Origin of the sequence: Lamprocystis purpurea DSM 4197 (genome assembly GCF_000379525.1) — a bacterium.
In the GTDB taxonomy this organism is placed as follows: domain Bacteria; phylum Pseudomonadota; class Gammaproteobacteria; order Chromatiales; family Chromatiaceae; genus Thiodictyon; species Thiodictyon purpureum.
Genome location: NZ_KB902512.1, coordinates 25,562 through 39,472, shown reverse-complemented (window position 1 = coordinate 39,472; position 13,911 = coordinate 25,562). Strand labels below are relative to the sequence as shown.

Below are 13,911 nucleotides of genomic sequence, written 5' to 3'. Positions count from 1 at the left end.
GGCTACAATCCAGCCTTCACGATCAGGGGCACCGCGCCCGTCGCGCACCCCGGCCGTGACCGACCGCCCGCGCCGCATCAATGTAGGCCATCACACCGATAATCAAGGGGTTGAATATGGAGTCGAACGTTATCGCCACTACCCCCTTCGAAGGGCAGCGTCCGGGCACCTCCGGGCTGCGCAAGAAGGTTCGGACCTTTCAGCAACCGCACTATCTGGAGAACTTCGTCCAGGCGATCTTCGACACTCAGACCGAACTGGCCGGCGGCACCCTGGTGGTCGGCGGTGACGGCCGCTACTACAACCGCGAGGCCATCCAGGTCATCCTGCGCATGGCTGCCGCCAACGGCGTGGCGCGTGTGCTGGTCGGGCGCGGCGGCATCCTCTCCACCCCGGCGGTCTCCTGCGTGATCCGCAAGTACAAGACCCAGGGCGGGATCGTGCTCTCCGCCAGCCACAATCCGGGCGGACCGGAAGAAGACTTCGGGATCAAATTCAATGTCGCAGCCGGCGGCCCGGCCCCCGAATCGGTGACCGAGGCGATCTTCGCGCGCACCCAGTCCATCGACCGCTACCGCGTACTGGACTGTCCAAATACCAATCTGGACATGCTCGGCACCGTCGCCATCGGCGCCATGCAGGTCGAGGTCATCGACCCGGTGGCGGACTACGCCGCCTTGATGGAAGACCTGTTCGACTTCAACGCGATCCGCGCGCTCTTCGACTCCGGGTTGTTCAGCATGCGCTTCGATGCCATGCACGCGGTCACCGGCCCCTATGCCACCGAAATCCTGGAAAACCGGCTCGGCGCGCTGCCGGGCACCGTGATGAACGGCATCCCGCTCGAAGATTTCGGCGGCGGACACCCGGACCCCAACCTGGCCCATGCCCACGACCTGGTGGCCCTGTGCGAAGGCCCCCATGCGCTGGACTTCGGCGCCGCCTCCGACGGTGACGGCGACCGCAACATGATCCTGGGCAAGAACTTCTTTGTCACGCCCAGCGACAGCCTGGCCGTATTGGCCGCCAACGCCCACCTGACCCCCGGCTACCATTCCGGCATCCGCGGCATCGCCCGCTCCATGCCCACCAGCCAGGCGGCGGACCGCGTGGCCGAGGCCCTGGGGGTCGAGTGCTTCGAGACACCCACCGGCTGGAAGTTCTTCGGCAATCTCCTGGACGCCGGCCGCATCACCCTCTGCGGCGAGGAGAGTTTCGGCACCGGGTCGGATCATGTGCGCGAGAAGGACGGCCTGTGGGCGGTGCTCTTCTGGCTGAACCTCCTGGCGGTCCGCCAGCAGTCGGTCGCGGAGATCGTCAGCGAGCACTGGCGGCAGTACGGTCGCAACTACTATACCCGGCATGACTACGAGGCGGTGGATGCCAAGGCCGCGGGCGCCCTGGTCGACCATCTGCGGATCATGCTCCCGGCGCTGCCCGGCCAACGCTTCGGCAACTATACCGTCGCTTATGCCGACGACTTCGCGTACACCGACCCGATCGACGGCAGCGTCTCAGCGAATCAGGGCATCCGCATCGGCTTCGAGGGCGGCTCGCGGATCGTGCTGCGGCTCTCCGGCACCGGCACCGAGGGTGCCACCCTGCGGGTCTATCTGGAGTTCTACGAACCCGATCCGAGCCGTCACCACCAGGACACCCAGGAAGCCATGGCGCCGCTCATCCTGATCGCCCGCGAACTGGCTCAGATCGAGGCCCGCACCGGACGGGCCGAACCAACGGTCATCACGTAAAGGCTTGTAATAAAAACAGATCGTCGACCCAAGAGTAAAGCTCCATCCACGAATAAACTGTCCGCGAATGGAGCCTCGCTCTTCGTTGTTGCCGGCGTGCGCCGCAGGGCCTCGATCGAGATTCCGGCCACTTGGGCTCGCCGGGTGCGTAGTCAGGCCATCCTGGCCTGACACCGTCAGGGCTGGAAGCCCTGACTACGCACGCCGCTGGCCGGGATTACGATCAAGGTCCGCCGCAGTGACCTTGGTCATCGTTCCGACCAGCTTTCGCTGTCGCCTAAGGCCAGAACTTTCATCCACAGATGTCACAGATGTTTTTCTTCATCTGTGAACATCTGTGAACATCTGTGACATCTGTGGATATATCCGAATTGCTATCTCTATTCTCGGCAGGTATCTACCGGCGACCATCACGCGCATCCTTCGCGCGACTCATATTGACACTCAGGTTACGTCATGCTGCATGAATTTATCGATTGGATCCTGGTCACCGTCAACGGCTGGGGCTATCCGGGCATCTTCGTCTTGATGGCGCTGGAGTCCACCGTGCTGCCGGTACCGAGCGAATTGGTGCTGATCCCGGCTGGCTATCTCGCCTACCAGGGCAAAATGAATGTCCTGGCGATCTGGCTCGCCTCCACCCTGGGCAGCCTGGCGGGGGCCGGCGTCAATTACGCCTTCGCGCTCTGGGTGGGGCGCCCCTTCCTGGAGCGCTATGGCCGCTGGTTCTTCGTGCGCCCCGCCCTGCTGCACAAGACCGACCTGTTCTTCGAGCGCCACGGGGCCATTTCGACCTTTACCGGACGCCTGATCCCCGGCATCCGGCACCTGATCTCACTACCCGCCGGGCTGACCCGGATGAACCTGCTGACCTTCAGCACCTATACCCTGCTCGGGGCCGGTCTGTGGTCCGCCGTGCTCACGGCCATGGGCTATTTCATCGGCGGCAATGAACGCCTGATCCAGGACAACCTGCCCCTGGTGACGGTCGGCGTCCTCCTCTTCGTCGCCTTGATCCTGGCGATCTACGTGTTCCGGCAGAAGCGCCGTCAAGCCTGATCCGGAGCATCGCCCCACGATGTGACTGTATTCGCTGTTGCGCTTGTTCCTTACTCAGGTGATGGTCGGAACACGAAACCGGGGACCAGGAGCAACAACAAGAACGGCGCCACCAGCCAATGCCCGCTGCCGGCTAGCAAGAGCGCGTCCAGCGGGATCAGGCCGAAGGTCAGTCGCTGGACCAGGCTCTGCACCGCCGCCGGACTACCGTCCGCGGTCAAACGCCACAGCCAATACCCCAGGGCCAGCACCGCCGGCGCCACCAAGGCCAGGATCAGCGGCTGCTCCATGCGGCCCGCGAGCACCAACTCGACGATCACCAGGGCCGCAAGCCCGAACAACACACCCGCGATCCGGGTGGTTTGCGGCGCCGCCCCCTTGGCCTGGGCCCCGACCAGGACCGTGAGCGCCGCCACATAAAGGAACACCGGCACGGCCAGCGCCTGGGCCCCGCTCTCCAGCCCCGCCACGGTCAAGCCAAACATCCACTGCATGTAGTGAATCGCGCCCATAAAGACTGAGCCCAGCAGGGTGTCTTGCAGAAAGCCGCGGTAGGCGACGATGGCGAGCCCCAGCGCGACCGCGATCCGCAGACTGGTCCCGCCGGCCAGCGCGGCGAACGCCAGCCCCAGGACCATGAGCCCGCCGCCCAGCACCCAGGCCGCCTGACCCGAGATCCGCCCGGAGGCCAGCAGACCCGAGGGTTCGCCCGTACCGCCCTGCCGCAGGGCAAAGCACTCCTTCAGCACCACACCAGACCAGCACAGCGCCGTGCCGGCGGCGAGTTGAGGGATCAGCACCAACCAGTGCGGCCAGCCCCCGGTGGCAATCAGATGCGCGGCAAGGATGTTGGACCACACCACGTAGGTCGCGGGCAGTCGGACCAGTTGCAGCGCGTCCTCGGTGGACAAGGCGATCTTCATAACAGGTCTCCGATCAGGCAGGGGGTTGAGCCGACGCGCCCGGGCTTGGTCATCGTTCCGGCGACCGGAGGTCGAGGCTTTAGCCGGCCCGGCGCGCAGGCACCACTGATTTTCTTTGAGATCTCGGGAATCGCCACCGGCTAAAGCCTCGACCTCCAGTTGCGGACAGGCCGTCGCTGGCCGAAACGATGATCAAGGCCACCTAGGCTCGCGTTGCGCAGGTCGGTCGATGCCTTGGCTTCGTCGAGTTCCACCTGGATTTTACCGAGTTGGGCCTGGCTTCTCCCAGGTCGGGCGCTGGGTCTCGTAGAATATAGCCGCAACGATGATCAAAGCCACCAACGGTCGCCCCGGGGTTACCAGTCCAGGCGCGCTAGACTCGGATCGCGGGCCTTCAGAGAACCAAGCCATGTACACCAACGCCCAGTATCAAGCGCGAGACGATCGGCCGGTCGATGACCAGATCGTCAACCTTGAAGTCACGGGACCGCACGCGGGCGGCCGAGCCGGACGAGTGCTGGGTGTTCGGCACCGCGCCCGCCGACCGCCCGCAACTGGCCGTCGAAGTGGTCTGGACTTCCGGACGGATCGACAAACTCGACATTGACCGCAAGCTCGGCGTTGCCGAGGTCTGGTACTGGCGCCGCGGGCGTCTGCAACCCTATTGTCTGCGCGGTGAACGCTATGTTCCCGTCACCGCCGGCGAAGTGTTACCGGGCCTGGATCTGGAACTGCTGACCCGCTTTCTCGACCAGCCCACCACGTCGGACGCCATTCGCGGCTATCGGCAGGCGTTGCAGATGGGGGGCGTTCCGGATTGAACCAAAGGAAGTCAGCCCGGAATCTTGCGATCATTCGGAGTTGTCCACAGATGATCACAGATGAAGATGAACATGTGTGTTCATCTGTGACATCTGTGGATCAGCTTTCCTCCCCACGACCTCGGCAAAAGGCCTGGCCGGAACGACGACCAACGCCGCTCAACTCATCCAAGAAGATCCCGTTACTCCGAGTCCGAGGCTAGCAGCCTGTCGGACTTTAGGCGATTTCCGAATAAGACGCTATCAAGAATCAAGCTCCGTAGGAGCCCGCTTGCGGGCGACGTGACCTGTCGGAATCGCGTCATTGTGCCCCCCACCCGTCGCCCGCAAGCGGGCTCCTACGGGTTGGATTTTTCGCGGAAATCACCTAACGTTAGATTGTAGAGCAACAAAAAGCCTTTTTATTGACTCACGCCCTTATCCTAGGGGCTAAGTCCGACAGGCTGCTAGACTGCCTGCGCCTGGCCCATCAGCGTATGCACCAGCACCCGCTCGCCACTCGGGTCCAGCGCCCTGGCCTGATCGACGACCTGCCGATGATGGGTGAACAAAATCACTTGGGTCCTGACTGAGAAGTCCGCCAGGGCGGCGAGCGTGGCCTGGGCGCGCGCGTCGTCGAACTGGATGAGAATGTCGTCGACGATGAACGGCAGGGGCTCGGCGCTGTCCAGGTAATGGTCCAGATTGGCCAGGCGCAAGGCCAGGTAGAGCTGATCGCGGGTACCGGTGCTCATGCCCTCCACCCGCACCCGCTCGCCGGTGGCGCGCCGGCCTGTCAGCACGGGCTGATCGCAGGTGTCGAAGTCGGTTTCGACCGCACTGAAGGCGTTGCAGGTCAGTCGGGCGAAATAGCCGCTGGCGCGGCTGAGGATGGGGTCGCGGTGCTGACGGCGGAAGCGCTCGATTTCATCGCGCAGAATCCGCGCCGCGAGTTTGACCCGGACATAGCGCTCGCCCTGGGCACGCAGGCTCGACAGACTCTGCTGCGCCTCCTCGGCCAGGGCAGCGGCAGCATCGTCACCGGCCATGGCGGCGAACTGGCGTTCGACCTCCACTTTCTGTTCGAACAATGCGGCCTGCTGCGGACGCAATTCACCCTCGATCCGCGCCTCCAGTGCCGTCAGTTCGGCCAGGACGGCATCGCGGTCGACCTGCCCGGCTTCCTCCTGCAACGCCTCGATCCCCAGACCATCGCCGGCGGTCACCAGTTCGATTTCGACCTCGCTCAGTTGCCGGCCCAACTCGCGATGTTCCTGGACTCGTTGCTCGACGGCCGCCAGTTGGTCCGGATCGGCGCAGCCGGCCTCGTGGCAGAGTTCGGCGAGCACCGCGTCGGCCGCCTGGATCGCGGCTTGCGCCTGCTGGATCTCCTGCTGCGCGCGGCGCGACTGGGCGGTGAGTTCATCGCGTCGGCTCTGGTCCTCGCGCTGCCTGACCAATTGGGCATGTAACTGCGGCACGGTCTCCTCGACCGGACGGCCGCGCAGTTCCGACGCCAGTCGCGCCAAGAGCGCGTCGACCTGAGCGCGGAACTGTACACCGTCGGCGTCGATGCCCTGGATGCGCGCGTCCAGCCGCTCGGCCTCACCGAGTTGTTTGAGGCACGCGTCGAGGCCCATCAGATAGTCGGTCAGCTCGCCCGGACTGGCATCCGCTGCCAGGCCGAGTTCAGCCGTTAGTGCACCCCAGGCAGCCAGCCAGTCGGCCCGCTCGTCCTGCCTGGTCTTGACCTCGAGCATCAGCCGCCGCTGGGATGCTTCGAGCGCGGCGATCTCCTGCGCCAGCAGGACGCGACGGCGTTCGGTCTCCTGCAGGGTGCGCAGTTGCGTCTCGGCCTGATCGAGCAGTGGATTAAGCGCTGCTGCTCCCGACGCGGGCGGCGTCGGCGGCACGGCCAGCCCCAGCGCGTCGAGCGCGGCCTGAACGGCGCGCAGATGACCCTGCCGGGTCGCCTCCAGGGCCGCCAACTCAGCCGCCAGCGCATCGCCCTGCCCGGCCCGTTCGCGCAACCGCAACGCCGCCGCGTGCCACTGGCGCATCTCACGGGGCGGCAGCGGTATCAAACCGCAGGGCGACCAGAGTGCGCACCAGGCCTGTTCGAGTTGCTCACTCTGCTCCGCCAGGCGCGTCGCGGCCTGCCCGGCCGCGTCCAGCCGCTGCTCACAGGCTTCCAACCGGGCCTGCGCGGCAGCCTGCTCATGGACCCGCTGAGCCTCGCGCCGCAGACGATCGGCGACCTCATCGGCCTGTGCCACCGCGCCCTCGAACGCCAGGGGCAGCGCGGTCCCCGCCGCATAGGCGTGGGCCGCGGCAGCGATGTCCTCGCCCTCGAGCCACTGCCGTTTGATGAGTTGCCAGCCGTGCTCGCGCGCGGCACGCGACTGTTCGAGATCGACCTCCGACGGCGCCGCGCCGGCCAACTGGAAGACCCGCAGTGACTCCGCGCTCTGCCGCCGCTCGGCCTCAACCTCGGCGCGCAGCGTCTCCAGGGAGCGTCGGGCCTCGTCCAGCCCCTGCGCGTCGGCGATGCAGCGCTCGATGGACTCACCGCTCGGCAAGGGCGCGGCCCGCAGCGCGTCCAGGTCGGCGCCCCAGAGCCCGAGTGCGGCCAACTCGCGACGGCAGGCGTCCGCGTGCTGCGTGCTGCGCGCGCGCGTCTCGGCGATGGCGCGCTCCAGATCGCCGGCCCGCCGGGCCTCCTCGGTCGCCCGGCGCAGTCCGTCCGGCGGCGGGCTGACCGGCAGCCCGGCGTGCGCGGCGCGCCGGTCCGCGAGTTGTTCCGCGGCCTCGGCCAAGGTGCCCCGCGCCTGTTCGAGCGCGGCGGCGACCGCTTCCTGACGCCCGCCGAGCTCGGTCGCCCGCCGCCGCCGATTGAGCAACGGACGCAAGGTCGGCGCCGCGTCCAGGGTCAGATCGGGACGCAGTTGCCCCAGCAGGGTGGCGGCCTGACCCGCCAAGGCGGCCCGCTCGGCCACCAGCCCCGGCCGATCCGCGGCCGCCTTGCGGTGACTGCCCAGTCGCTCACGCAGGGCATCGATCAGCTCGGCCTCCGCCAGCAGATCGGCGGACACCTGCAAGGCCGCGGCCTGCTCCTTGAGTTCCGCGTCCCGCGTCTGGGCATTCAGGCGGCTGGCCAGTGCCAGCGTGCGTTGGGCCATCGCGGTTTCACGCCGCTGCCCAAAACCCGCGGACAACCCCGGCACCTCGCCCAGCCGCGCGCGCTGTTCAAGCAGTTGGGCGCGCCGCGCCAAATTCGGCAGGGTGCGGCGGATGCGCTCCAACCGGTGGCGCTGTCCGGCCGCGAGCGCCAGCGCGCCATCCAGTTCGGCCAACCGCCGCCGCGCCTGCTGCACGGCCTTGCGCGCCTCGTCCCACTGCCGCGCGGACAGCGAGACCTCGCGCTGACGGTGTTCGATCTCCGCGAAGCGGTGCAGCTCGCTGTTGATCGTCGGCTTGGCGCCGCGCGGCAAGAACAAGGCGCTCGCTTCCTCATCGAGCCGCCGCAGGACCGCGTTGAGATCGACCCCGCCCAGGCCGCTGCCGAACAACGCCTCGGCCTCACGACCGCGCTCGGCCAGCAGCGCCTGACCGCCGCTCACCAGCCCTTCATGATCGATGCCGAACAGGCGCTCGAACAGGCGGTCATCGACACCGGCGAGCAGCGGCGCCAGGGTATCGTCGGGGAGTGTCTTGCCGTCGCTGTCCAACAGGGTGTTCTTCCGGCCCTTGCGCCGAATGCAGTGGACCTCGGCACCGTTCGACCCACGCAACCGACCGCCGACCCGCAGATCCTGCCGGTCGTGCAGAAAATCGTCGCCGGTGCGCTCGGGGATGCCGTACAGCAACGCCCGTAATGCGCGCAGGGCCGAGCTCTTTCCCGCCTCGTTGGGTCCGAAGATCAGGTGCAGACCCTGCTGCCCTCCACTCAGGTCCAGATCGCAGTCGGTGAAGGGGCCGAAGGCACGCAGGTGCAGATCCAGAATCTTCACTTGCTCGGCCTCCGATCGCCGTCCGCATCCCGGTGCTGACCCAACAGCCGGTCGAGCAACAGGGCTTTGACATCCTCCAGACACTCCTGGAGATAGGGCGGCGCGGCGGGGTCGAAACCGTCCGCGCCGGAGCGCAGACTCAGCGGCAGTTTGATCCCCAGGTCAGCGACCTCGGCGGCCAGATCGGCCAGCCGCGGCGGGTCCAGCTCCAGCCCCTCGATCGCCCGCAACAGGCTGCCGAGCGCATCGTCACCGGCGGGAGCGGACGCCGTCCCGCGGGTGTCGATCTGCACCTGTTCGACCCACAGGTCACCGGCGCCGACACTGCCGGCGAGCACACGACAGTCGTTGACCACGCGCTCGCGCTCGGCATGCAGTCGGCCATGGACCCCGCACGCGCCGGTGAGCCGGATGCGCACCGCCGACAAGCGGCCCTCGGCAGCGGGCAGCACGGCGCGCAGGGCCGGCTCGACCCGGTCATAAACGGCCTCCAGGGTTGCCACCGCGGTCAGGTCGACCATGCAGACCGACCAGCGCACCACATCCAGGGCGCGGTGTTCGAGGTGGCTCACCTGTCCGTCCTCGACCCGCACCAGGGTGCAGCCCTTGGGTCCGGTTTCACGGGCGTGCCGTCCCTGAAGATTCCCCGGAAAGACCACCCAGGGCGCCTGGGCGACCACTTCACGCTGGTGCACATGACCAAGCGCCCAATAGTCGTAGCCGCGGGCGCGCAACCCGGCCAGGCTGCTGGGGGCATAGGATTCATGCCCCGGCCGGCCGTCCAGCGAGGTATGCAGCAAACCAATGTTGAACAGATCCGGGTCCGCCGCGGGATAGGTCAGCGCCAAATCCTCGGTGACCGCGCGCGTCGGGAAACCCTGCCCGTGAACGGCTACTCCGAGCGGCTCCAGAATGCGGGTCTCGGGCGCACGGGTCGAGAACACCAGGACATTCTCCGGCGGACGCAGCACTTTGGTGAGTTGACTCGCCGCGTCGTGGTTTCCGGCGATCATCAAGACCGGAATAGCCGCCTCCTGCAACCGGGCCATCTGATGAGTGAAAAAGAGCCCGGTGTTGTAGTCCCGCCAGTCGCCGTCATAGAGGTCACCCGCCAGCAGCACGAAGTCCACCGACTCGGCGAGCGCCAGATCCACCAACTGCGCGCAGGCCCGCCGCGTCGCCCCACGCAACTCGCCCACCGGCGCCCCTTCATAGCGTTCGAGACCGCGCAGCGGGCTGTCGAGATGAACGTCGGCGGCGTGAATGAATTTCAAGTTGGGACCTGTGACGCGTGCAGCCGGGTTCGGGGTTCGGGCCGCGGGCCTTGATCGTAAGCCAGCGGCATGCGTCGTCAGGGCTCCCAGCCCTGACGGTAACGACGCACCCGGCGAGCCCAAGCGGCCGGAATCTTGATCGAGGCCCGGCTGCGCGGCGCCCGGTCAAACGTGGGGACGACGAACCTTATCTTAGGCGATTTCTGTCAAATCCTATACTCAGCGATTTGATTTGACGATCCGACAAGGTATCTCGATACTCTAATCCTTGTCATTGTTCCAACAACTGTCTGCCGGTGACGCGCAACACTTCAGCCCACGGAAGCTCATCATGATCGAACCCGTCAACCTGATCACGCTGCCCTCACACTTACCCGGTCCGCTGGCCGTTGCCATGCGTGCGAGCCTGGGTCCAAGCCCGGCCAGGCACCTCGCGGCAGCGAGCGTCCTGGCATTGGCGCTTGCGAGCCCGCTGAACACCTTGGCCGAGACCTTCACCGTCACCACTACCGACGATGCCGGGCCGGGCAGCCTGCGTCAGGCGATGCTCGACGCCAATGCCGAACCGGGGCCGGACGAGATCGTCTTTGCGTCCACCGTCACCGGCACCATTACACTCACCTCCGGGGCACTGGTCAGCACGGACGTGCTGACGCTGAGCGGGCCGGGCGCGGCGGAATTGACGCTGGATGGCGGTGGAGCTTTCGATATCCTGCAGTTGCAGTATGACCGCCCTTCATATCAATCCCTAGAACTCACCGTTTCCGGCTTGACGTTGACGAACGCACTCACCGCAATCAATGGCTCCGACTATAGCACTCGAGTCAAGGTTGCAGATACGGTTATCACTGGAAACACTACTGGAATCTATCCTAGCGATTCGTACGGATACGGTGATTTGGAAGTCAGTGATTCATTGGTCTCCGACAACCATTTTGGCATCATTGTTGGCGCTTCTTGGAAATTGGGCGATAATCACACGACAACCATCCGAAACACCGTGGTTATAGGGAATGTGACAGGTATTATTGCCGACAACAGTGTTGCGATCACCGACAGCACGATTACCGATAACGCAACCGGAATTCGTGCATGTTATGGGGGCGGTCGTGCTTCCATTAGCGGCAGCCTGATCTTCGGGAATCACTCCGGCGTTTCGGTAAGCCTCGGCTACTCCAGCTGCGCATTCACAATCGATAACAGCACCATCACCGGAAATGGGGGCACCGGATTTTCCTCCTCGTTATGGCTCAGCCAACTATCTCTACAGATACGGAACACGACAATCACCGGCAACGCGTTCGCCGGCGTCGAATTTCTACCATTTTATTACAATGATCATTCATATGGCGAGATTTCTATCCTGAATTCAATCGTCGCGGGTAACGGGTCAGGCTCGGGGCTGGACCTGACCGGGCCTATCCCCTTCGACGTCGATTATTCGTTGATTCAGGCGCCGCCTGACGTAACGATCAATGAGAAGGTGACCGGGTCCAACCTCTTCGGCATCGACCCGATGCTCGGACCTTTGGGAGACCATGGCGGCCCCACCCACACCCAAGCCCTGCGACCTGGCAGCCCGGCGCTCGATCGCGGCGATCCGGACTTCAGCCCCCCGCCCGAGTTTGACCAACGCGGCACCGGCTTTGCCCGCGTGGTCAGCGACCGCATCGACTTGGGCGCGGTTGAGGCGCAAGTCGACGAGGCGCCCTGGCGTGCCAGGCTGCTGTCCCTCGGCGACACCAACGGTGACGGCTCTCCGGAGATCGCCGTCATCACCAGCGCCGAGGGTCCCAGTCGCGCGACGGTGAAGGACGCCGTCAACGGCGCCCTGATCAGCCAATTCGAATTCAGCGTCGGCCTGCGCCCGGTGGTCGCCGCCAAGACGATGCCAGCCGTCAGCCAAGACCTTAGCCCGCAGCTCGTCCTGCTCGGGGGCGTCCCGAGCCGGGCCGAGACCCGTCATGCACCGACGGGCGATCTGCGCGGGAGTGTCGCCTTCGATCCCGAATCCACCGCCGTGGATCTAGCGGTGCTCCCCGACCAGGATGGCAATGGCGTCCAAGAACTTGCCACGCTCCTCACGGCATCGACGATGATGCAGATCGCGGCGGAGGGGGTGACCGAGCGGGTGAGTCTCGACTCGAACGGAGCGCAAGGCAACCAAGGCGGAACCGAGTTCCCGGCAATCAGCGCTGACGGACGGTTCGTCGCGTTCAAAGCCCAGTCCAGCAATCTCGTACCGGATGACACCAATGACGCGCATGACGTCTTCATCCGCGACCGTGAAACGGGCACGACCGAGCGGATTAGTCTCGACTCGAACGGAGTTCAAGGTAACAACTCCAGTTCTTATGCTGCGATCAGTGCCGATGGACAGTTCGTCGCGTTCGCATCCTACGCCAGCAATCTCGTGCCAGGCGACACCAACGCTGCGGAAGACGTCTTCGTCCGCGACCGTAAAGCGGGCACGACTGAGCGAGTCAGTCTCGATTCAAACGGGGTCCAAGGTAATTCTTCGAGTACTTACGGTGATAAAATAGCAATCAGCGCTGACGGACGGTTCGTCGTATTCACCTCCGCGGCCAGCAATCTCGTATCGGGCGACACCAACGCTGCGGATGACATCTTCGTCCATGACCGTGAAACGGCCACGACCGAGCGAGTGAGTCTCGACTCGAATGGGGTTCAAGCGAACGACTGGAGCTGGTCTCCGGCGATCAGTTCAGACGGACGGTTCGTCGCGTTCGCCTCCATTGCCGACAATCTCGCCTCGAACGACACCAACCGTGCGACTGACGCATTCGTCCACGACCGCAACACCGGTGCGACTGAACGGGTGAGTCTTGAGTCGAACGGGGTTCAAGCGAACGACTCGAGCCGGTCTCCGGCGATCAGTTCGGACGGACGGTTCGTCGCGTTCACATCCGCGGCCAGCAATCTCGTATCGGGCGACACCAACGCTGCGGATGACGTCTTCGTCCACGACCGTGAAACAGCCAGGACCGAGCGAGTGAGTCTCGACTCGAGCGGGGTTCAAGGTAACGGCACGAGTTCTTATCCTACGATCAGTGCCGATGGACAGTTCGTGGCGTTCGCGTCCTCCGCCAGCAATCTCGTGCCGAAAGACAACGACATTGAAGACGTATTCGTCCACGACCGTGAAACGGGCAGAACCGAGCGCGTGAGCACCGACACCTGCGGGGATTCAGGTCAGCTTGGCTCGTGGGATTATATGGCATCGAACGCGCCGGCGATCAGCGCCGACGGCAGCACCGTCGCATTCCTGTCTTATGCGAACCTCGTTGCGGACGACACCAATGGTACGGGTGACATTTTCGTCCGGGCACCCGCACCCGCCAATGCCCCGACGCTCTGCCCGGTCACCGTGGACTCGACCCGTGTCGACATACGCGATTCGCTCACCGGTAACCTGCTCAACACCCTGCCCGTCGCCGCGCAGTTCGAACCGCGCCAAGTGCTGGCCTTGCCCGACCTCAACGGCAACGGCAGCGCCGAGGTCGGGGTGATCCTGTCCGAGAAAGACAAGGCCGATCGCGTACTCATCATGGACTCCCGCACCGGGGCCACGGTACAAACGCTCTGGTCCGGGGCCGACTTGCTGCAGGCCGAGGCGGTCACCGACCGGAACGGCATCACCCAGGTCGCGATGCTGTGGCGTCCCGCGGCCGCGGACGCCACGCAGGTGTGGGTGGTTAATGCGGTCACCAACCAACGCGTCGCCACCTTGGCCGCTTTCAACCCCGAGTACGACCCGCTGAAGTTAGTCGTCGTGGACGACATGAACGGCAATGGTGCGCAGGAGTACGCGGTGCTGGGCCGCAAACCCGCGACCGGCCAAGTAAACACGACCGTGCTGGACGGCGCGACCGGCCGGTGGCTGAACCAGATTTGGTACGACAGGGCTTGTGCGCCGCTCGACCTGGTGAGCATCGCCGACCTGAACGGCAACGGGGCCGCCGAGTTAGTGATGCTGGGCCGCTGCGGCACCGCGAAAGTGCTCCGCGCCATCGTCAAGGATTCCAAGACGGGGCAGGTGTTGAACCGGCTTGATTTCTAGCAAGGCGGACGCC

General features: G+C 65.2%; 7 protein-coding genes. 4 read left to right on the top strand and 3 right to left on the bottom strand.

The window, feature by feature from the left end; translation table 11 throughout:
• The first annotated feature begins 116 nt into the window (after positions 1 to 116).
• A complete protein-coding gene (locus tag A39O_RS0119705) occupies positions 117 to 1,751 on the top strand; it encodes an alpha-D-glucose phosphate-specific phosphoglucomutase (RefSeq protein WP_020506388.1) in 1,635 nt (544 codons plus the stop codon).
• A 456-nt stretch (positions 1,752 to 2,207) separates the two neighbouring features.
• Positions 2,208 to 2,810: a DedA family protein gene (locus A39O_RS0119700; RefSeq protein ID WP_020506387.1), complete on the top strand. Its 603-nt coding sequence runs from the start codon at positions 2,208 to 2,210 to the stop codon at positions 2,808 to 2,810.
• 50 nt (positions 2,811 to 2,860) lie between these two features.
• Here A39O_RS0119700 and A39O_RS0119695 read toward each other — a convergent pair whose 3' ends face one another.
• A complete protein-coding gene (locus A39O_RS0119695; RefSeq protein WP_020506386.1) occupies positions 2,861 to 3,733 on the bottom strand; it encodes a UbiA prenyltransferase family protein in 873 nt (290 codons plus the stop codon).
• A gap of 455 nt (positions 3,734 to 4,188) precedes the next feature.
• Between A39O_RS0119695 and A39O_RS34345 the strand changes: the two genes are divergently transcribed.
• Entirely contained in the window at positions 4,189 to 4,554 is a 366-nt protein-coding gene (locus A39O_RS34345; RefSeq protein ID WP_083924791.1) for a Uma2 family endonuclease, read from the top strand.
• Positions 4,555 to 5,000: 446 nt separating this feature from the next.
• On the opposite strand, the gene A39O_RS0119685 is transcribed toward A39O_RS34345, so the two are convergent.
• Both A39O_RS0119685 and A39O_RS0119680 read right to left on the bottom strand, forming a co-directional pair.
• Entirely contained in the window at positions 5,001 to 8,543 is a 3,543-nt protein-coding gene (locus A39O_RS0119685) for an ATP-binding protein (RefSeq protein ID WP_020506384.1), read from the bottom strand.
• Positions 8,540 to 9,817, bottom strand: a complete 1,278-nt coding sequence (locus A39O_RS0119680; protein ID WP_020506383.1) for a metallophosphoesterase family protein — start codon at positions 9,815 to 9,817, stop codon at positions 8,540 to 8,542. The genes A39O_RS0119685 and A39O_RS0119680 overlap by 4 nt, the downstream gene beginning before the upstream one ends.
• Before the next feature lie 331 nt (positions 9,818 to 10,148).
• Between A39O_RS0119680 and A39O_RS38835 the strand changes: the two genes are divergently transcribed.
• Positions 10,149 to 13,898, top strand: coding sequence for a choice-of-anchor Q domain-containing protein (locus tag A39O_RS38835; protein ID WP_157640283.1), 3,750 nt, complete (start codon positions 10,149 to 10,151; stop codon positions 13,896 to 13,898).
• Positions 13,899 to 13,911: the final 13 nt, after the last annotated feature.